This is a genomic window from Candidatus Endomicrobium procryptotermitis, from assembly GCA_031279415.1.
Classification (GTDB): Bacteria; Elusimicrobiota; Endomicrobiia; order Endomicrobiales; family Endomicrobiaceae; genus Endomicrobium_B; species Endomicrobium_B procryptotermitis.
The window spans coordinates 1-23,554 of the sequence record JAITIP010000046.1; the positions used below are offsets into that span (position 1 = coordinate 1).

Here is a 23,554-nt window from a genome sequence, read left to right on the forward strand (position 1 = left end):
ACTTTTAAAACCTTTCTCACTACCCACAACGCATAATCCGTAAGGTAGTGTGTCAAAGCCATAGTACTTTAAAACTGCTATAATCTATCAGAAAAATTTTTTTCAAGATGTCAAGGGATAAATATAATAATAAATGAAAATATATTTGTATTATTTAAAATATAAAAAACTAAAAAATAACGACAAAGAGGTAGAAGATGGTAAAAGACAAAGACAAAAAGCATGAAGAAGCTGAAATTCTCGAAGCGAGTATCGCTCCGAGAAATATTGAAGATGAAATGAAAACTTCTTATATTGATTATGCCATGAGCGTAATCGTGGGAAGAGCTCTTCCCGATGTGCGCGATGGGTTAAAGCCTGTGCACAGAAGAATTTTGTATGCAATGAAAGAAATGGGGTTAAAACATAATACCCCATATAAAAAGTCAGCCAGAGTGGTAGGTGATGTATTAGGTAAATATCACCCACACGGCGATTCTGCGGTTTATGAAGCGATGGTCAGGATGGCACAAGATTGGGCACTGCGTTATCCTATGGTTGAAGGACAGGGGAATTTCGGCAGCATAGATGGTGACAGCGCTGCGGCAATGCGTTATACCGAAGCCAGAATGGATGCGATTACCGATGAAATGCTGGCTGATTTGGATAAAAATACTGTAGATTTCATACCCAATTATGATGGTTCTTTAAAAGAGCCGCTGGTTCTTCCCACAAAACTTCCGAGTCTCTTAATTAATGGTTCTCAGGGTATAGCCGTTGGTATGGCGACAAATGTTCCGACGCATAATTTGAGCGAAGTCTGCGACGCATTAGCAGCTTTAATCGATGATGAAGAGTTGCCCATTTCTGAAATCATGAAATATATCAAAGGACCTGACTTTCCTACCGGAGCGATAATTTTAGGAAAGGGCGGAATCAAAGATTATATGGAAAAAGGAAGAGGATCGGTGAAAATGAGAGCAAAAGCCGAGGTCGAAACCGCTAAAAATGGCAGAGAAACCGTTATAGTCAACGAAATTCCGTATCAGGTAAATAAAGCAAATCTCATAAGCAATATAGCTGAACTTGTAAAAGACAAAAAAATAGATGGAATTTCAGATTTGCGGGATGAATCTGACCGCAATGGCATAAGAATAGTCATTGAAATAAAAAGGGATGCAAACGCGCAGGTCGTGTTAAATCAGCTTTACAAACACACGCAGATGCAGTCTTCTTTCGGCGTTATAATGCTTGCCATAGTCAACAACAGGCCGAAAGTTATGAACATAAAAGAAATGCTTGTCCATCATATTGAGTACAGAAAAATAGTTATTACCAGAAGAACGAAATTTGAACTTCAAAAAGCCGAAGCCAGAGCTCATATTTTAGAAGGCTTGAAAATTGCCATAGATAATCTTGACGCAGTAGTAAAAACTATTAAAGAATCTTCAGATATCGACAGCGCACGCGCGGGTCTTATAACAAAGTTCAGATTTACGAAAATTCAGGCTCAGGCGATTCTTGACATGAAACTTCATCAGCTGACTGGCCTTGAAAGACGAAAACTTGATGACGAATATCTTGAACTTATAAAATTTATTGAAAAACTCCGTTCGATTCTTGCCGACTCTAAAAAAGTTCTGGCCATTATCAAAGAAGAAACTCTTGAAGTTAAAAAGAAATATGGCGACAAAAGAAGAACGCAGATTCAAATAGCGGAAGCGGATTTTAATATCGAAGATCTCATTCAAGAAGAAGAAGTCGCCATTACCATGTCTCATACAGGCTATATCAAACGCATATCGCTTGATACTTATAAAGCCCAACACAGAGGCGGCCGCGGTATAACGGCGATGAATACCAAAGAAGAAGATTTTGTCGAAAACTTGTTTATTACGAGTTCGCATGCATATCTGCTATTTTTTACATCAAGGGGAAGATTGTACTGGATAAGAGCTTACGAAATTCCCGAAGGCGTTAGAACTTCGAAAGGAAAAGCCATAATAAATCTTTTACAACTTGCTCCGGAAGAAAAAATTACAGCGGCGATTCCTATCAGCTCACTTAAAGAAAAAGAAATAAAAGATGAATATCTGCTGATGTGTACGAGAAACGGCACGATAAAGAAAATTTCACTTATGGAATTTTCAAATCCAAGAAAAGGCGGCATAATAGCCATAAAACTTGAAGACGGCGATATTTTGGTCGAAGTTAAAGCCATAAGAAAAAATCCTGAAGTGCTGATAGCGGCTAAAAACGGAAAAGCAGTCCACTTCAAAGCCGACGAAGTGCGCGCCATAGGCAGAACCGGCATTGGTGTGCGCGGGATAGATATAGAAAAAGATGATGAAGTCGTAGGTATGGAAGTTCTATCGCAAAAAGACATAGTGCTTGCGGTAAGCGAAAATGGCTACGGCAAACGAACGGAGGTTTGCGAATATAGATTAACACACCGCGGCACAAGTGGTGTAATAAATATGCAGACAACAGAACGCAATGGCAAAGTAATAGGCATAAAACGCGCCAACGCCGGCGAAGAAATAATGATAATGACTCAAAACGGCATAACAATAAGACAAAAAGTTGACGGCATCTCAGTAATAAGCAGAAATACCCAAGGTGTAAGACTGGTTAAACTTGACCCGGGCGACAAGGTAACAGCGATTGCAAGTGTTGTGAAGGAAGATGAGGAAGAAAAAAGTAAGGAAGAGAAATAAAAATCAAAATCAAAACTCTCAGGATAAAAAATTTAGGACTTTTTTAGATATAATCATTTTTTATTTGATTATAAATTATGAACATTAAATATTTTTATAAAATGGTATAAATTGTCAAATAAATTAGAGATATTAACAAGAATACATTTGTATGTTATAAAATACTGTCAAAAAATAGCCGAATGCCTTGTGCATGGGAGGCAAATCCTTTGAATGCTAACGAAAAGGATTTTATAAAAAAATTAAATTTTAGACCTAAAGAAAAAACATCAAGCGTATATTATAAGAAATATGCTCAAAATTATTCTATTGAAATTAATTTTGAAAATGAAACAATCAACTATGGCAAATCTATAAAAAGCGACAGTAAAACAACGCAAAACTTTTCAAGACTTGGGAATTTTGTAGTTTTAGAATGCGTTGATAGGCTATTGACTAAAGGCTATAACCCAAAAGATATTATTTTAGAAAAGCTCTTTCCTTCAGGACACGGGCATTCTAGAAAGCTAGACATATTAGTTAAAAAAGATAAAAAATCGTTTTTAATGATAGAGTGCAAAAGACGCTGAAAAACGCTTTTTAGGCTATGAGTTTTCAAACAGGCGCGGCAATGAAGGCATACACCCGATTCAACGAGGAAAAACCATAGAAGAATGCACCCGCTTTTTGATGATAAAAACGTAGAAAACCCGGAAAAAGCAAGCTCTTATATTTATAAAGCATTTAACGGCGATTTTTCTTTTCCTATAGCGGAAAGCATAAACAAATGTATTTCGCATAAATTTAGCGGATATGATTGCTTTTGACAGGAAAGAATTTGAAAAGCTTATCAATATAAATATTAGAAAGAATATAATACAAAAAAGTAAATATCAGACAGATTTACTGGAGAATATTGTAGATTTTCAAAGTGGATTATGGAAAGGATATACAGATGATTTACAGTTAGTAAAAGTTTTAAGAAATACGAATTTTGATAATGGAAAATTGTCATATAAAAATATCGCCGAAATAGATGTTGATAAAGAACAATTTAAAAAGAGGCAATTAAAATATGGCGATATTATTTTAGAAAAATCAGGAGGAAGTGAAACGCAAGCAATAGGACGAGTCGCACTATTTGATAAAAATACAGAAGAAATATATTCATATTCAAACTTTTGTTTAAGGATTAGAGTAAAAGAAGAAAATAAAGTTAATCCTATTTATTTGTGGTTATTCCTTAATGATTTTTATAATAATGGCGGCACTAAACCACTGCAAAACGGCGTAAGATTATTAAATATTGATTTAGAAGGATATAAAAAAATTAATATTCCATTACCGCCAAAAGGTTAAAATTATTACGCACATAACAACAACTGCTGCAATTTTGATGCTTGAATAAGATATTAAACTCCTATAGATAAATAAAACTCATGGAAGTTTTTATACGGACATATTTTTATATCATTTGTGATAGGATAAACTAGTAAAAATGATATGAAAAGAAGTTTTATAAAAAGGCAACAAATAATTTTATAAGGCAAAACCTCATCTTTTTATCATTGCCATTCCCAAATTCTTCCAAATAGTTTCACGTGAAACATAATTTATATATCACATAAATAAAAATATAATTATCACCTGACAAAAATAGTATTATAGCATTTATCATCATAATTTCAGTAAAATATCTATACAGAGATATATAAACGAATTTACGCTTAGAATAAACAACAATAAGTTTTGACTGATTGTTAAAGCAGTGTATTTTGCCTCAAACCTTATAGATGTTATCAACCCACTTTACTTTTACTGTTGTCGTTTCTGTTGCTCTTGTTGTTGTCGTCATTGCGGGCTTGACCCGCAATCTTAAGAAATAGGATTTAATTAATAGACAAAATGCTCAAAGGGCGGCATTGTTTGCATTGGTAAAATCTTAAAAAACCTCTGCACAGTAAGCTGTGTGGTCTCTGCTGTGTTTATGGATTCCTGCTTTCGCGGGAATGACGGCTAAGTGTTTCCACGCGGCAAGCTTCAGACTTTCTTAAAATTGTCATTGTGGAACAAGAAATAGTATTACGCAGATGAAATTATAGAAGATTTGAAAAAGTATGAGTTTATTAAATAAAATTTTAACTATTTCTAAGATAATTTTAAATAAAAATGAAAAATATACTATTAATTAATCCCCCTGTTTATGATTTTACGGCTTTTGACCTGTGGGCTAAACCTTTAGGGATTCTTTATCTTTCTTCAATACTGAAACAAAATGGATTTAACATAAAGATGTTTGATTATATGTACAGGCATTTTGGCACTCTTGAAAGCAAGTCTGATAAATATGGCTGTGGACATTATAATAAGCTAAGAGTTCAAAAGCCGCAAGCGTATAAAGATATTCCACGCTATTATTCAAGGTATGGATTAAGCAGAGAAATTGCAGAAAATTATTTTGAAGAGCTGAGTTTGTCAAAAAGTGATTTTCCCGAATTGATATTAGTAACTTCTGTAATGACATATTGGTATCCGGGTGTTTTTGAAGCAATTAAAAGTATAAAAAAGTTTTTTCCCACAACCCCTGTGATTTTGGGTGGGATATATGCCACGCTTTGTCCTGATCACGCAAAAAATGCAGGTGCAGATTTTATTTCAGAAGGCGGATTTGCTTCTTTAAATAATATATTAAAAAAATTAAATTTTATGATTGATATGCCAAAAAACTTTTTATCTTTTCCCTCTCCTGATTTTTCGTATTATGACAAAAGCAAATATATTGTTTTAAGAATGTCTATGGGCTGTCCTTTTAGATGTTCTTATTGCGCTCAGGAGGTTTTGTGCGGCCAATATAGTGTAAAACCCCCAGAGAAAGTATTTTCGGAAATTAAAATTTCTGTGAAAAAAGGGATAAATAATATAGTATTTTATGATGATGCCTTGTTTTATGAGAGCGAAAAAAATATAAAACCTTTGCTAAAACATATAATAAAAGCAAAACTGAATATTAAAATTCATACACCCAATGGTCTTCATGCTAGATATTTGGATATTGAATTGGCGGAACTTATGAAAGAAGCAGGCTTTATTATGCCGCGCTTCAGTTTAGAAACAGCAAATCTTGATATGCAAAAAGAGACAGGAGCAAAAATTTCAAATGAACTCTACATCAGCGCAATGAAAATATTACAAAAAGCAGGATATAAAAGTGGAGAATATTTGACATATCTATTAATAGGTATGCCGCATCAAAAGTTAAAAGATGTTGAAATTTCAATTAAATTTGCAAATAGTCTGGGTTCAAAAGTATCGCTTTCAGAATATTCGGTTATTCCGCGCACAAAAGATTTTCTTAAAATAGATGAAAAATTTGTACGGGAACCATTATATCATAATAAATCGATTTATCCACTTTTTAACCTCATTAAAAGGAAAGATATTTTAGATATTAAGCTGCTTGCAATTAAAATGAATAGTTTGCTATAATTCTAAACGTTAAATGTTCTTTTTTGTTTCACGTGAAACAATGAGAAGGCAAAGCTGACTGATAAAAGAAAAAAATATGTATTGTAAAATATATTGATACATAAACAGGAGGATGAAATGAAAAAGATTTTGTGTTTGTTTTTGGCAGTTGTATACTTTATATCTGGCGCAAGCTCTTTTGCTTTCGCAGCTTCAAAAAAGGAGAAAAAAATGGAAAATGTAGATAAAGTAGTAAAATTTTTACAGGATAGCAAAGTTTTTTATATAGCGACAATTGACGGCGATCAGCCAAGAGTAAGACCTTTCGGCGTAGCCCTTAATATTGACGGCAAAGTCAGTATCTGTACAGGCGCATTTAAAAATGTATATAAACAGATAGAAAAAAATCCTAAAGTTGAAATTTCAGCAATGTCTTCCGATGGCAGATGGATAAGAGTGTCAGGATCTTTGGTCAATGTAACTAATGAAGAAAATCAACAAAAATTTTTTGCAGCAGCTCCTGGCCTGAGCGATATTTATGCAGGCGATAAAAGAAAAGATTTCACAATTTTAAGTTTTAAAAATGCCATAGCAACAATTGAAAATATATCTACAGAAAAAGAAGTTATCGAATTGAAATAATCTGTTGGCATTTCCAGAATTAAAATTGTTTCATATAAAACATTTCATAATAGCGTAATAAAGAGGAAATCATGAGCAAAGTGATAGCAATAGCTAACCAGAAGGGCGGGGTAGGTAAAACAACTACGGCGATTAATCTTGGCGCAAGTTTGGCGTATCTGGGTGAGGAATGTCTTTTAATAGATATCGATCCACAAAGCAATACTACAAGTGGACTTGGCATAAATAAAAACAATCTTATAAAAAATATTTATAATGTTCTTATTGATGAAATCGCTCTTGAAGATATTTTACAGGATACGGTTATGGATTGGCTGGATATTGCTCCTGCAACTACGGATTTAAGCGGTGCAGAAATTGATCTTGTAAATATGCCGAACAGAGAAAAAAAATTAAAAATTGCACTTGAAAAATTCCAAAAAGTTTATAAATACATTATTATAGATTGTCCCCCTTCTTTAGGACTTCTGACTATCAATGCTTTGGTTGCTGCAGAAGCGGTAATTATCCCCATGCAATGTGAATTTTTTGCTCTGGAAGGGCTGGGGCAGCTTTCAAAAACGATTTTTGCTTTAATGCAGAACTATAATTTAGATTTGGATGGCGTTTTGTTTACGATGTTTGACGCAAGAACAAATCTTTCGCAGCAGGTAGTCGAAGAAGTAAAAAAGTTTTTTGGAGAAAAAGTTTATGATACGAAAATTCCAAGAACTATAAAACTTGCGGAAGCGCCGAGTTTTGGCAAGCCTGTTTTGCTGTATGATCCTTTGGGAAAAGGAACAACAGCATATATGGACTTTGCAAGAGAATTTCTTACAAAGCAAAAACAAAATACACAATTAAATATACAGTAAAATAAAGTATAAAAGTTAAGGAAGGTATAGGAGAAAGTCAGATGCAAAAAAAAGCTTTGGGAAGAGGGTTAGAATCACTAATACCTGGCATTTCGGTAAATAAAGCGGGTAGCGGGGAATCGGTTATAACAATACAACTCAATAAAATAAGGCCTAACAGATACCAGCCAAGAAAAAATTTCAATAAAGAAAAATTAGATGAACTTGCTCAGTCTATTAAAACACATGGGCTCGCTCAGCCCATACTTGTCACGCCTTCCATTGCTCCTGGCGAATATGAAATTATTGCAGGCGAGAGAAGGTTAAGAGCTTCAAAGCTTGCGGGACTTAAAGAAATTAAAGCAATAGTAAAGTTTGCTGTAGACAATAAACAGAAATTGGATTTGGCTTTAATTGAAAATCTGCAAAGAGAAGATTTGGATCCAGTTGAAGAGGCAAAAGCTTTTAGACGGCTTATTGAAGAATTCAATCATACTCATGAAGATATTGCCGATATTTTAGGTAAAAACAGGTCAGTAATTACAAACACTTTAAGGCTTTTAACTCTGCCAGAAGACATACAACTGTTAATAACCGAAGGAAAAATTTCTGTCGGACATGGAAGAATGCTTGCTGGAATTGAAGATGAAAGTAAAATAAGAGAGTTGGCAGAACAAATATTAAATGAAAAGCTTTCTGTAAGAGCAGTAGAAAAAAAAGCTGTAGAAATGAAACAGGGAAAAAGCAAAACCATAAAAGAGCCAAAAAAGCAAGAAGTTGAACTTATAAATTTAAAAGAAGAAATTCAAAGAAAGCTTAGAACAAAAGCAAATATTTCGGGGTCAAGCAAAAAAGGAAAAATAGAAATTTTCTATTTTTCTTTAGAAGAGCTGGAAAGAATAGTAAAAGAACTCAATTTTCAGATATAAATATGGCAGATATAGAATGATGATACAGATGATATTTAATGCTATATAATTTCCCAAATATTGCATGTTTATTGATTACCATTTTTTGCTCTTTAAAATTGTTGATAAATTATGCCTTTATATTTAAATTTTTTTATAAATTTTAAAAAAAATAAGAATAAAATATAAAAACATATTGAAAAATCATATAATAATTTAAAATCATACAAATTATGTTAAGTTGAAAAAGACAAAGAAAGAGGTTGTGTATAATTTGTGCATAACATTTAAAAAAATTATAGCATTTTATGATATTTCAAAATTAAAATCGAACTAAAAAAGAAGTGATCAATTCTTCCACTTGACCATAAAAATATCAAATAAGAAAAAGATTTTGCAGGAGTTAGCAAAACAAAGAAAAAATACAAATCCTTTATCCAATACAATATTTTCCCGCTCAAGCGTGCTTGTCAGTTTTTATCTAAAGTGTGAAGTTTTTTCACCTGACTTGACTGTTTTTTGAAAATTTTTACTCAGAAAAGCATGAATTAAATGTCTATTGCTATCACCTTTTCTTTTATTATATCTAAAAAAGGGACATTCTATTTTGACCTTAACATAGTAATTGACAAATAAATTATTTTTAGTTAGACTTATAACATGTCTAAAAAAATTTTTTCACTGCTTTTTATGATATTCTTCTTTTCAAATTTGACTTCTGCGGCAGCGGGTATTGAAATTTTTGCCGATATGAAAATTAATATGCCTGTAGAAACAAAAATTATCCATAACAATATCCATTTTGTAAAAGATTACAGCAAAGTAATAACTGAAGTATGTAAAAAGTTTGTTAGTAATTTTAATTATTTACTTTCTCTGTTTAAAAACGGTAAAAATTCGCTGGTATCTCAAAACATTTTCTCTTCGGCTTATTTTACAGAAAGCATTTTTTTTGTAAATATTGCAGCAAAGAAAAACTATATCCGCAGCATTTTTGCCTTTTTTTTGCAAAAAGAGTCCAATGTTTTATTCTATGCGTTATTTTTTACATTTGTTTTGACGTTTATATTGCGCTATATCGGATTGTTGCGTCTTTTTAGCGAGCCTCTTTTTTTTGCAAAACAAATAAAAAATTAAAAAATTCCGGTTTTACAAGCCGGAATTTTTTATTTTAAAAGGAGCATATTTATGATTTTAAAAAAAATTACGACACTTTTAACTGCAGCTTGTTTTTTTATTTCGTTTACTGTACAAAGTTTTGCTCAAGACGGCGTTGTTGCACAGGGCAAAGAGAAAAATAGTGTATTTAGCGATATAAAACCTGACATTATCTCCGAAAAATTCGGGAAAATAACGGAATTTGTAAATTATGATTCTCCGCAGGTTATTGTAAATATTCAGGATCTGCACTCCCATGCGCAAACGCAGAAAAATATCGCTGAAATATTGCGGGAACTTGACGAAAAATATTCGATAAAAAGAATTTATTTGGAAGGAGCTGGTGGTAAGGTTGACATATCATGGCTTTTATCTGCGGGAAAATCAGGTTTAGATAAAAATATTGTTTTGCAAATGCTTGAAAACGGAACTCTTACAGGAGCAGAATATTTTGCTTTTTTAAATAAAAAAGATAATTTATTCGGGTTGGAAGATGTAAAAATTCATCGGCAAAATATAGTAAGGCTGGGCAGCATTTATGAAAATGAAAAGAAAAACCTTCAAATCGCCGCAAGTGTAAAAAACGAGATTAATTATCTTGTAAATAAAAATCTCGGGACGGAATTGAAAAAGTTTTTGAACGCTTATTCCTCTTATCGCGGAAATAAAATCGAATCGGCCAAATATTATAAAATTCTTTTAAATTATGCGGATAAAATAAATCTAAATCCGCACGGATATGCCAATGCGTTTAACATCGATACCGAACAGTTTACGGAAATCAAAAAAGTGGTTTCTATCGATGAACTCTCAAAAAAATTAAACGTGAAAATCATTAACTCAGAACTTCAAAAATACGTTTCCTCGCTTAAAGACAATATTTCCATTTCGCAGTATTATGCTCTTCTTGAAGCCAGCGACAATTTGAATGACATAGACGTATTTTTGAAATATGCGGCCGCTTATGGTTTTGATGAAAAAGATGGTTCGCAGCTTAAAGCTTTTATAAAACTTAAAGAGTTAAATTCGCAGATAAACCCTTTGAACTTGTTCAATCAAGAACAAAAACTGGAAGAATTAATAAGAAGATCGCTGGCATCTTCTGAAATAGAAAAAGAGATTTCTTTTCTAAATGATTTTTACATTTTTTTTGAAGGATACCTTACAAATGCGCTTACGGCCAAAGACGAAGAATATTTCAAAAATAATTTTAACACGTTTAGGGAATTGTACGGAAAATACACTTCCATCAATCATATAAATGAAATTAAAAACGAATTTGAATTTCTTAACGATTATTACAGGACAAACAATAAAAGAAATGAAATCTTTGTTCAAAAAATCGATGAAAACGACAAACTTATTTCAGGCGATACACATTCGGCTCAGTCCCCTGAAAATATCTTAAACAGTGCCGAAAAAATAATAATAACTGTAACCGGCGGATACCACACCATCGGTGTAAACGAAATTCTTGACGCAAAAAAAATCAGCCATATCACCATAACTCCTAGACTTTTGGAAAGCAGTACATTATCGGATATTAGCTACAAACAAATAATATTGAATCAAAGCAGAATTTTCAGGGAAGCGCTCGCTTTTGTAATAGCTTCGCAGACGACAGATGCGCAGCGTTTTCAAAATATCATAGATGCCGCAGCGACACATCTGGGAAAAGATATAAGTTTTGATGAAATAAATAAACTTGTAGAAGAAATTGACTCTATTGCCGGAAGCAAAAGCGTTTTATCGACAGAAGGCAATAATGCCAAAATTACGTTTAATAATGGCGCTGTATTGTCTCTTTCCAGAGGAGCCGATAATGAAATTATCGTTAATGCAGATTCGAGACCTTCGGAAAGTGTTTCCGAAGGCAGCGTTGCAATATCAGAAGAAACTGTTGTTGATGCATATGTTAATATGGCAAAAACTTTAACGCCAGAAGCTTTCAAAAGTTTGTATCGTGTGGCAGTGCTTGACATTGAAAGTGAGCCAATATATGAAGCAGCAAAAAAGTTTTTTAAAGCCAAGGTGGCTGAAGCCGCGGATTTTGGTGTTGAGGGTGCGGTTCCTGCTTTGGAAGATTATGCACTTGCAAAAATGCAAAGCGGACAATCTTTAGACGAAATAAAAGCCTCTCTTTTTATTGATGGCATTTCTTATGAACAGCTTTCAAAGATGCCTGAGTTTTTTCAGAAAGAAGCTCTTAAAAAGCAGATAAGCAAAGATAAATCAGAAGATGGAACAGCCTTACCTCAAAAAAGAGATGGAATATTTAAACGTGTTTTGAAAAGAATCGGACTGATTACAATTGTTGCGTTTATAATACTTTTCTCTTCCGAATGCAACAGTAGTCCGCAGGAACTATCGGTGCCGCCGGTTGCACAGAAAGTATTGGTCAATACAATTAATAAATCTGTAGATAACGCGGCTATAAGAAAAATGTTTGAAGCTTTTACGCAGAATAATCCTTTCCCTAGAAGTTATCTCGGCAATACTGACCACCTATCAGATCCGAATCAAAAATTGATAGCTGGAGAAGGTGTTATAGTTTATGATATGACAATAGCCTTGAAACCGCTTTTGTTAAACCCAAAAGAAAACGAAGATTTAATCGGTCGCATTATAGACACACTTTATAATGAATCTTCATTAAGAAGCAATAAAGATTTTGATTATAATGGGAAAAATATACCTGTAGGACAAGGATATTTTTGGAAAATACTAAATGTTAGAGGAACGACATTAAAGGATCAATATCTGCCAATAACCGGGGAATCAGCGCATCTGGTTTCAGCACTTGCATGGGTTTATTCTGCGCGTAATGAATTTACAAGAGATGATTTAGGTAATAAAGCGTATGAGATGATGAATCAGTTGGGCAAAGCTATGCTGGCTTTGCAAATTCCACAAGGGAAACAGGGTGAAGGGCTTATAGTAATGGCACCTGAAGATAAACGCAGCCATTACTCTTATATGGAGAGAGATTTCAATAAAACAGTATCCGTAGAAAATAATATATCGGCTTATAATGCGTTGAAATTATTGATTGAGCATTGTGATAATGAAAAAGACAAACAAGAATATGCCGCTGCTTTGGAAAGACTCGAAAAAGCTTTAATAAGAATGTATGACAAAACGGCCGGCTATTTTAATACAGGATTAGATACGGAAACAGGCGAAATAAATACGAAATTTGCTACCGATTGTCAAACGTGGATTATATTGGCTATGGGGGCGGACAGATTAAACAAGCTGATGGGAGACAACAATTTCAGCATGAACCTTTTAAAAAGAACTTTGCAGATGTCAGGCGTAAAAAACGACAAAGGCGAATATATAGGCTTAGATTTTTACAATAGACTTGGAACTGGCGGAAGCGTAGTCAGTTTTGAGTGGACATTTGGATTTGTTATAGCTGCGCAGCATGTTTTGAGATTAAATCCGGATGCAGATCTTAAAAATGCCGTTGATACAATAAAAGGGTATGCAAGAAGCCAAGTAACGCCGAATGGTTTATACAAATATACTAACAGCGAAGAATTTCCTGATACGGGATTTGGCTGGAAAGATTTGGGGATGATAAGTTTGGCATCGAGTGCATGGGTACAATTTTTAGAGTTAGGCATAGATCCATTTAGCATAGTGATAGAAATCGGAGAAAAAACCATCACATTAACTTCTGCTGTCCAACCCGAAATACCTGCCGAACAGCCCATATCTTATGGAGTTGTTCAAAAAGGAGAGCCTGATTATTACAACGGTCCAAATTGGGCAGTTAATTCATTTCGCACATTAGGAGGAAAACAACTACAAGATGGAAATATAATAAGGTTAAAATATAATGCTGAATCTCCGTATTATAAAAATGATCCAAACGCTCCAAAATTTTTATTAAGACTGGAGTATTCAAATAGGGTTATACTTTTTACCAACAGTCCGGAAATTGCGTCAAAGAACCCAGAAATTATGCTAATGACGAAAGACACGGCAAACAACAGCTGGAACATAACTCTTCCCGAGACAATTCCAAACGAGGCAGTAAAAACGGTCGCCGTAGATTTTGGTTACACAACAGCATTTTTTGAGGAAAACATTAATACTGACAATAATGGTAATCCACAATTTACCGAAATGGAAATACTGGAAGCGTCTCCTTCAAGAGAAGCCGCTCCTCCTCTTGAGTTGCCTTATTTAGGGTATATTTTAAACAAACTCGGCATAACGAACGAAAAGAGTCCTAAGATAAGAGCGGCAATAATTGCCACTTTGGAAATGCCTCTGTTAATGGTGCTTTCTTCAGAAAGGTTTACCAATCTGCATGGCGCTAATACTCAAGCTGTAAATACGGCAAGAATGCACATGGCAGAAGAGATGAAAGAGCGGGCAAAAGAATATATGCGTATGGGAGCCGTATCTGGAGCCACCTTTTTGGCCTTTGCAAGCTTCGTAACCGTTGTTGCCGGCATTGTTTGTTTTGGACCTTTAGGTATCGGAATCTTTTTGAGCTTTTTACTTTCAACATGGGCTTTAGTAGTAGTAGGTACTCCGCTCACATTTGTGGCGGGTATAGGAATACTCGGCATGATTTCTCTTATACACAGCCATTATGTATGGAATATTCAAAATCCTAAAAGGGTGTTGGATAACAATGTACAGGTAAATATGATATTTGTGGCAAAAAACAATTTGGAAAAACTTCAGCAGTATTACGGTACAAACGCAAAGGTAAACAACAATGGAACCGTTTCACAGAACGTTTATATCATAAATGACAACACAAACGCCGCCGTCGAAGGTTTTTCCAATTCCGGAATAAACGTCAACGGAAAAACTGTTTGGGTAAAAAGCCTTATTGGCGAAGGCATAATTTATTATGCAAACGGAGTACCCTACGAAGAAATATCGGCCGCGATACAAAATAAAAAACTGGAAAATAGAGTAAAACAGTCATTAAGACGGGGAAGAGTGTTTTTGGGCGACAATATGAACGCGGACTATCTTGAAGTAGATGCCGTTGCTGACAAAACCGGCACAGAATACGATTCCATATCCGCAACTACAAAAGTATATGTGGGTGTGGGAACTAGCTTTATGCAGTCGCAGACCGACAGCATGTATTTTGAGCACATTCGAGATATAAGAAATGCGGAAGGCTGGCAGCGTGCAAGAAGCGTGCTGATATTTTTGAATAAAACTAAAACCAGAAAAGATTTGGAAAAATATTTGAAAATTTTAAGAAATGCAAGTAATGGCAACATAATAATTACCGAAGAGCTTGCACAAAGTCTTCTTGAAGAAAACAAGTTCGAGACTTTGCTTGAACAGCTCAGAAAAGATGGAATAAGTGTTATGATAGAAAAAACCCCGGATTCAAAGTTGCCAGAAAATGTGCTAAGACTTTTTGACGGAAAGTTTAACCGTGAAACCGGAAATATTGAAAGCGCCGTACCGGGCGAAGGAAATATCGAGCTTAGCGCAGAAATGATAACCGATGGCAAAACTATAGAAGAGACTATTAAACATTTGAGCAAAAATATAGTGATTTTTGAAACGGCAATAGATGAGTACATACAGTCGGATAGAGCTGGTCTTGGCGGATTTTTAGAAGAAATAACTTCGGTGAAAATATTGAAACATTTTGTTTCAGCAGCAATTACTGCTGATTCCGCTGCTGAAACCGCCAGAAATTTTGACATAGAAAAGATATTATATGATTTTCCCAATATAACGCGCGCCGATGTAGAACAAGCATATAAAGCTTTACTGAAAGGTGAGTCCGCAGAAAATATTTTTCTGTCCAATCCCAAGCTGAATGTTAAAAGTGCGGCAAGAATGTATTTAGAGAAAATAAACGAACGCGTTGAAGATAAAACCGCAGTCAGAGACATTAAGAAAGCGTACATGCTGGGACTTATGGAAAAACTTGCAGCTGCGGTTGAGTTTAAAGAAACGGGCAGATTGTACGGGTTTAAAAATAAGAATATTGAAAAACTTTTCGGTAAACTTGCTTTATTTAAGTATTTGCCTATTTCCGACATAGCGGAAGCGGCAGACATAAAAGAAAGAATTGAAAACATGACTGCGAAAAATTACAACAATGAAATAACGTCTATAATTAATGATAGACCGCAGGCGATTCCTGCCGTAGCGGATTTGATGCTGCAAATGATATTTTATTACGAAAGCGAAGTCAAAATGAATAAGGGAGATTTCAAGAAAGAGCCTGACCTGAAAGCCATTAGCGCAATATTGAGCGCAGCATAAAAAATTTTCTGGACATCTTTTTGTCCGGATTATGCCGCCGGCAAGAATATATTTAGCGAAATGTACATCAGCCGGCGGCAAACAGCCTGTCGATAGTTAGCAAAAGAATAGCGTATAAGAGGGTAAAAGAAGAGTGGCTGCAAGAGCAAAAAAACGCTTACGGCAAGATAGCGGCTGCGGTTGGCGGCCAAAGAAATGTCTGCCCATCAGAAGTTTAAAGAATATAAAAAAGCAGGAACATATCTTATAATGCCGAACATGTCAGAGTTTTGAATTTCGATTTTGCTTTTCTGTACTGGTATGGGATGTGGGAAACAATGCTTTGGGCTATAAGTGGGTTCGGTAAACAGCCGTTAAAGTCGTAAAAGTGGGATGCTGATGAAATATCAGAAGCCTATACATAAATTAAATTTTACGGGAAAATGTGGGATAAGGATAAGCAATGGCGATAGATATCAACGTTGAATTCAAGCAGGCTTTTGATTTGATTTCCGATACCAACGATTGTGTTTTCGTTACGGGAAACGCAGGAACAGGCAAAACCACATTTTTAAAATATTATATTTCCAAAGCAAAGAAAAAAACAGTAGTTCTTGCTCCTACGGGTGTCGCCGCGCTAAACGCTGGCGGCGAAACAATACATTCTTTTTTTTATTTCAAGCCTGATGTCACTCTTTCGAAAATAAAAAAGAAAAAACTGCCCGGCAACTCTATATACAAAAAAGTTGAAACTATAATAATAGATGAAGCTTCTATGCTTCGCTGCGATATTCTGGACTGCATAGACAAATTTTTAAGACTTAACAGGGAAGCGCACCGACAGGCTTTTGGCGGCGTGCAGATGGTTTTCATAGGAGACTTGTGGCAGCTTCCTCCAGTAGTAAAACGGGAAGAGGCGCATATTTTTAATTCTGTTTACAAAACTCCTTACTTCATCAGCGCATATTCGTTAAAAGAATGCATGCTTCACACGATAGAACTCAAAAAAATATACAGACAAAAAGAAAGCGTTTTTATTTCACTTTTAAATTCCGTTCGCAGCGGCAATGCCGGCGAGTCGGAACTTGTTGTACTTAACAAAAAAGCCGTCGGCATGGTTTTCAATAAACCTTCTGTAGTTTATCTTACGACGACAAACAGAAAAGCATCACAGATAAACCACGCGTATTTATCTAAAATAAACGAAAAAGAAACGGTTTTTTTTGCAGAAACCGAAAATATAAACGAAGAAACTGGCATGCTGCCGACAGAACGTGCCCTTGCCATAAAAAAAGGCGCCCAGATTATGATGGTAAACAATGACTCGAAAAACCGCTGGGTAAACGGAAGCATAGGCGTTGTGAAAGATATAAGAAGCGGCATGTATTGCGGCAAAGTGGTTATACACGTTCAATTTCAAAATGGGCGCACTGAACAGGTGGAACCTTATAAATGGGAACTTTTTAAATATAAATGGAACGAGAGTCTCATGCTAATAGAGACGGAAAGCGCGGGCTTTTTTAAACAGTATCCGTTAAAACTTTCATGGGCAGTCACAATACATAAAAGTCAAGGTAAAACTTTTGACAATGTAATTATCGACATGGAAAATGGTTCTTTTGCGCCGGGCCAACTGTATGTGGCGTTAAGCCGCTGCACATCTTTTGACGGAATTTCTTTGTCGCGGCCACTTACAAAACGTGACATCATTTCCGCAAAATTAGAAATATAAAAAATGCGGGCTGCAAACAATTGTAAAAAATAATAAAAGCATCGATTTTTCTATGGAAATTTTAAAAAAAATTAAGTATTTTATAATAAATTGAACATTAGAGGTTACAGATGAAATTTAAGAAACCGTCCATGATTAAAAACCACGTAAAATTTTTCCTGTTTTCATTCCTGCTTATAATGACTATTTTCCCACTGTGTTGGGCAGATGATGTTTGTAATTATAATGAATTAAAGACTACATTAACAAAACCTACTACTAATGCTGTTGCTAGGATAATGGAAAATATTGAATTTACGGATGATACTTTTTTGTACACGTACAATCATATAAAATTTAATTCAACAATAATAAATGGGTTGGACTATACTTTTGATTTAAAAGATAATAGCGGACTTTATATTGGACAACAAATCACTATAAATGATGAGTATGTGTCAATATCCGATTTGACAATAAAGAATTCTGGAACAAAAGCATTTATCTTTGCTGCTCTTGCCATACACAAAGAATCTTCAAGCAGTATTGATATAGAGAATTTAACACTGGAAAATATTATAAGTAGGTACGGCGCTGTAGATTTTTTTATTAATAATTCAACCATAACTTTTGCTAAAAAGATAACTTTTCAAAATAATACTTCAACAACAGATGACAGTGGTGGAGGCGGAGTAATTTCGGGTGGTCCTGCAGAAACTAAGAAAGGCTATATTAAACAGGACGGTACTTTTAATTTGATAAACAACAATAGCAAAAATTATGGCGGAGGCATAATTTTTAAACAAAATATATACGCTTCTTTTTTAGGTAATGTGAATATATCAAGCAATGTAGCAGTAAACGGCGGTGGTTTCTATAGTGTCAATAATGTGAAACTTAATTTTTATAATGAAGTAAACTTAATAAGAAACACGGTAGCATATGGCAATGGCGGCGGTTTTTACGCCGGCAGCAATTCAGATATCAATTTTTACAGCAAAGTAAATTTCATTAATAACACTGCTTGGTCTGGCGGAGCGATTTACTCATTAGCAGAGTCAAATGGGAATTCAAATATTAATTTTTCTGACATAATAAAATTTAGTGATAATAAAGCGGAAATGTTTGGCGGAGCGATATACGCCGCAGCCAATTCAAACATTAATTTTACAGATTTCGCTTCAGTAATTTTTGAAAATAACAGCGCTGGAAGAACCGGCGGGGCAATTAACGCATCTTCAAATTCAATAATATCTTTTAATAATTTGAACAATACGAGTTTTATTTCAAACGTAACAGACAATGGCAACGGCGGAGCAATCTATTTGGGAAGTGGAAGTTCTTCACAAAAAGCCTCGATAGTTTTTAAGGGGGAAGTAAATTTCACAAGTAACAGCGCTAAGATTGTAACAAATGAAGATGTAGGTTATGGCGGCGCAATATACGCAGGCTCGTACAGCGATGTCAATTTTGAAGGGAACTCCATTTTTACCGGCAATGAAGCCCAATATGGTGGAGCGGGTTACTCTCTTGCGAATTCTACGATAACTTTTAATAAAGCCGAGTTTGTTTCAAACAAGGCCAATGTCTCTGGAGGTGCGGTATATGCGTCAGCAGACGGCAATATAAGTTTTTCAGATTCCGTTTCTTTCCGCGATAATTTTGCAGCGGAATATGGCGGCGCGGTTTATGCTGATTCAAATAATAATGTCAAATTTATAAAACAAACGTATTTTGAAGGCAATACAGCGGCAAACAAAGGCGGTGCAATTTATTCCAATTCATCATCATTATTTTTGTTTGAAGCCATTTTTAATTTAAATAAGACGTCAACTGATACAGCAGCTGGCGGAGCCGTTTATGCCGCTAACGGCAGTACGATAACTTTTTCCGGTGGCGCTGTTTTTACAGAAAACGAATCTATTTCTGGTGGAGCTGTTTACGCGCATGGCGGGTCGTATTTTATTTTCGATGATATTGCCGAATTTAGTTTAAATGAAAGCAAAGCCGGCGGCGCAGTTTACTCCAATGAAACATCCAAAATAAATTTTGGAAAGTATGTTAATTTCTCTTCAAATAATGCCTCTGAAAACGGTGGAGCCGTTTATTTGGAAGGAGGCAGCCTTACGATAGACGGCTATGCGGAATTTAAGGATAATGTTGCTGTAAGCAGAGGCGGAGCGGTTTTTATGAGGGGAACTGCCAATAATACAGCGAAACTTACAATAAACCAGACAGACAATAACCCTACCATTTTTAAAAATAACAAAGCGGGCAGCAGAGATGAATCAATATATCTAGACGGATATACGCAGGTCAATTTTAATATCGATAAAAATAAATTTGTATATTTGGAGGATGGACTTTTTTCTTCAGGGGACTCTAACGAGATAATAAAATCTGGACTTGGAACCTTTCTTTTAAAAGGAACTATTGGAGGTGACGCGGATTTATTTGTCAGACAAGGAACATTTGGAGTTGATAAAAGCGGAAATCTGTCCGGTGGAACTATTAATCTTAATATTGAAGCGGACGGAATTTTTGATTTGCAAAATGAGTCAATAGATACTGTGGTGATCAAAGATTTTAACTCTTTTGGAACATTAAAAATGGATGTTCTGCAAACCGGCAGCGATAAAATAGTCACTGAAACTGCTTCAATATCGGGAGGCACATTTGATGTTTTTGTGGGCATAGGGGAGTACGATAAAAAATTTCTTATAATAGACTCAACGAATGTCATATCCGGCGAATTTGCGAATATTAAAGGCAATTATGGAGCCGGGATAAGTTTAACGCCCGAATATGATGATACTTTTTCAAAATTATATTTATACGTACTGGGCAAAAGAGACAGCAAATTTATCAATTTAACCGGACTGTCATACAATCAGAAAAGTGCGGCTTTATCTTTAGACTGGTTCTCTGAAAATCCCTCCGAAATTTCCCAGATACAAAAAGATGCGGTTGACGAAATACTGAAAAAAGGAGACGTCGAACAAAAAGAAACTTTAAGCCAGCTTGCCGGATATTTTCTTGCAAACGTTATGCGTTCGCAGGCAGCATCTAACGACAGAAAAACCGTTTATCGTACCATAGAAGACAGAAGTGTAAAAGAAAATGGAAAATCGGATGAAACATGGATAAAAGTGGCCGGTGTGCAACAGAAATACGGTTCCGATGAAAACTCGATTGGAGATTTTGAGGACACTGCTTTTGGCATTAGTTTTGGCTGGGACAGGTATGAAAAAGAAAGAAAGTTTATTTATGGAATTTTCGGGAAATACAATAAACATGATATTGGACAGGAAAAAAATTCTGCGGATGTAAACTCATTTGGCATAGGCGCATATGGCGGCTTGATTAAAGAAAAGATTGAATTTAAAACCGCGCTAAGCGTCAGTGTGCAAAATTATGAAACAAACAGATACATTCCTTTTAAAGATTTAACTGCAAAAGGCAGTTTTGGCGGCAATGTAATTAACATAGACGGCGAATTTGCTTATAAACTTCCAATTAGCAAAAAAACATCGTTAAAACCTTTTACAGGCATTGAGTTCGGATATATAAACAATGACGAATTTGTCGAAAGTGGCGCGGGCATATATAATCTAAAAGTTAACAATGCTGAATACATGATGGGAATATGGAGAACGGGTGTGGGTGTTTCCGGAAAAGTCGGCGAAACACATAAACTCGGATGGTCTGCTGATATGGAATTTGGGTATATGTTTGCGGGAAATGCAGCTGAAATCGATACTTATATAATGGGAAGCAAATATAAAGCAAACATAAAAGGTGCCGAAACGGGCAGTACATTGTTGTCCTTAAATTTGGGCGCGGACTATAAACTTATGGATAATGTCAAAATTTATTCGGAACTGAGATATTCATCGGCATCTTCTTTTAAAAATTATTATGCAAGTGTCGGGATAAATTATGATTTTGGTGGTTCTTCAGAGTCCGAAGAGATTGAAATTTATCAAGCCAAACAAACTGTTGCGTCGGCGATGAATCAGAGTTCTGAAGAAAAACAGATTGAAAAAGAAAGATTGAAAGAAATCGAAAAACGCGCGGCATATGCGTTGAAAGTCAGAGCGGCCGAAAGGAAAGCCGCTGAAAAGTCAGAACGTGAAAGAGTGAAAAGAGAAGCGGAAATAGTGAAAGAAGCGGAAAGATTCAGAGCGCAAAACGGCTACGGTCCTTCCAATCAGATGGCTGTCGCTCTTTCTGGCCCGTCAAAAGAGATGTTAAAAAAACAGGAACTTAAAAAGAAAGAAGAGTTTAGGGAACAAAAAAGATACGAGAAAGAGATTCAGATTGAAAAAGAAAGACTGATGAGAGAAGATTCTCAAAGAAAAACCGAAATAAAAAAAGCCATAGAAAAACTGGAAAGCTCTCTGAAAGATGAATACGATAAACTTCAGATAGCACAGACCGAAGCGGACATAGCTGCTTATGAAATTCAGGCAGCCAGAGATATTGAATCAAGAAAAGCGATGCAAAAAATATTTGAGACGAAAAAAATACAGTCTTCGGAGCATAAAAATACAATAGCAAAAATACGTAGAAATATAGAAGATTTGGAAAAACGCGAAGAGAAAATAAACAAAACATATGAAAAAGCCGCGGAAGCAGCCGTTGCAGAAAGAAAGAAAATTGAGCAGAGCCAAAAAGCCAAACCTTATTATGAAGGTTTTTCTGAAGGATTTGAATATGAGGAAGAGTCAGCCGTGTTAGCAGCTTTGGCCGTGCAGACTGAAGAGCAACAAAGGCAGTTGGAAGTGTTAAGAGTAAAAATAGCGGCTGAACAGCAGGCAAGATTTGAAGCAGCAAAAAAACAACATAGTTCCGCCGCAAAATTACAGGAACAGGATTTTGGCTATAATGCTGTAACTAAAAACTTTTATTCTGAAGATGTTTCTGTCGAAGAAGAGTTGAAACTCCGCAAGAAAGAGGCACTTGTCGAGAAAAAAGAAGAAGAAAAGTTGCGTAAAGAAAAAAATAAAGCGGAGCTTGCAGAAAAGAAAAGAGCTGAAAAACTACGTAAGCAGTTAGAAAAAGCTGAACTTATGGCTAAAAAAAAGCAGGATGACCTTAAACGCAAAAATGCAAAAACTGATAAAGTGCTTGTTTCTAAAGGCGGCCGTCCGGAGAAAAAAGACTATACATATGAACAAAGGCTAAAGAAAGAAAAAGAAAGGATTGCAGCTGAAGACGCGTCCAGAAAAAAAGCAGTGAACAAAAAGAGGCGAGAACTTGAAAATATGTTGAAGGTGGAAAGAGAAAAACTGCAAAATGTGCGACGTGACGCTGAGCTTGCAGCGTTTGAAGTTGAGATGTCGCCGAATGAAACGGCAAAAAAAGAAGCCGAAAGAATATCTCATCAGAAAAATGTGGAACTTATTACTCAGCAAAGGCTTGCCAGCCGTGCGCAAAAAGCGCTTTACGATTTAGATAAAGAAGAAGAAAAAATATTAAAAATGCAGGAAGAAGAAGCGGTGTCCGTTTTGGCTTTACGTATGCAGAGTGAACGCACTCCAGATAAAGCTGATAAAGAGTTAAAAGTGTGGCAGGATGCTAAGAAAGCTGCCGAAAAAGAAAAATTGAAAAAAGAAACGAAAGAAACGGCGGAAAAGCGTAAAGTTCAAACGGAAAAACTTCTTGCCATACAGCAGACCAAGCAACAGGTCGAGCAAGAAGAAAAGGTCAGACTTGCCGCTGAACAAAAAGCTGTGAAAGAAGCTGAAAAACAAAAAATTCTTGCGGAGAAAAAGGCCGCAGAAGAAAAAGCGAAAGCTGAACAAATAGCTAAAAAGCAAGCTGAAGCTTTAGCTGCGGCAAAACTTGCCGAAGAGCAAAGATTAAAAGCAGAAGCGGAAAAACAAGCTGCAAGAGATCTTAAAGCAAAGCGGG

The 23,554-nt window shown here is 35.4% G+C and carries 11 protein-coding genes; all 11 read left to right on the forward strand.

Features of this window, described 5'->3' with window-relative positions; translation table 11 throughout:
- Positions 1–197: 197 nt before the first annotated feature.
- Positions 198–2,696, forward strand: a complete 2,499-nt coding sequence (gene gyrA / locus LBD46_09100; protein ID MDR2427311.1) for a DNA gyrase subunit A — start codon at positions 198–200, stop codon at positions 2,694–2,696.
- Positions 2,697–2,905: 209 nt separating this feature from the next.
- The gene (locus tag LBD46_09105; protein MDR2427312.1) at positions 2,906–3,265 is read left to right on the forward strand and encodes a hypothetical protein; all 360 of its coding nucleotides are present in this window, start codon (positions 2,906–2,908) and stop codon (positions 3,263–3,265) included.
- Between the two features lie 84 nt (positions 3,266–3,349).
- The gene (locus tag LBD46_09110) at positions 3,350–3,502 is read left to right on the forward strand and encodes a hypothetical protein (protein MDR2427313.1); all 153 of its coding nucleotides are present in this window, start codon (positions 3,350–3,352) and stop codon (positions 3,500–3,502) included.
- Positions 3,489–4,034 carry a restriction endonuclease subunit S gene (locus tag LBD46_09115; protein ID MDR2427314.1) on the forward strand — a complete coding sequence of 182 codons (546 nt, stop codon included), beginning with the start codon at positions 3,489–3,491 and terminating at the stop codon, positions 4,032–4,034. Before LBD46_09110 ends, LBD46_09115 begins: the two co-directional genes overlap by 14 nt.
- A gap of 810 nt (positions 4,035–4,844) precedes the next feature.
- The gene (locus LBD46_09120; GenBank protein ID MDR2427315.1) at positions 4,845–6,161 is read left to right on the forward strand and encodes a radical SAM protein; all 1,317 of its coding nucleotides are present in this window, start codon (positions 4,845–4,847) and stop codon (positions 6,159–6,161) included.
- A 117-nt stretch (positions 6,162–6,278) separates the two neighbouring features.
- Positions 6,279–6,782, forward strand: a complete 504-nt coding sequence (locus tag LBD46_09125; protein MDR2427316.1) for a pyridoxamine 5'-phosphate oxidase family protein — start codon at positions 6,279–6,281, stop codon at positions 6,780–6,782.
- A gap of 71 nt (positions 6,783–6,853) precedes the next feature.
- Positions 6,854–7,636: an AAA family ATPase gene (locus LBD46_09130; GenBank protein MDR2427317.1), complete on the forward strand. Its 783-nt coding sequence runs from the start codon at positions 6,854–6,856 to the stop codon at positions 7,634–7,636.
- A 41-nt stretch (positions 7,637–7,677) separates the two neighbouring features.
- On the forward strand, positions 7,678–8,544 hold the full coding sequence (locus LBD46_09135) for a ParB/RepB/Spo0J family partition protein (protein MDR2427318.1): 867 nt from the start codon (positions 7,678–7,680) through the stop codon (positions 8,542–8,544).
- 1,167 nt (positions 8,545–9,711) lie between these two features.
- Positions 9,712–15,948, forward strand: coding sequence for a hypothetical protein (locus LBD46_09140; protein MDR2427319.1), 6,237 nt, complete (start codon positions 9,712–9,714; stop codon positions 15,946–15,948).
- Between the two features lie 442 nt (positions 15,949–16,390).
- Positions 16,391–17,659 carry an AAA family ATPase gene (locus LBD46_09145; GenBank protein MDR2427320.1) on the forward strand — a complete coding sequence of 423 codons (1,269 nt, stop codon included), beginning with the start codon at positions 16,391–16,393 and terminating at the stop codon, positions 17,657–17,659.
- A gap of 110 nt (positions 17,660–17,769) precedes the next feature.
- Positions 17,770–23,554 (forward strand): autotransporter domain-containing protein (locus tag LBD46_09150; GenBank protein MDR2427321.1); only part of this gene is annotated, 5,785 nt, incomplete at its 3' end.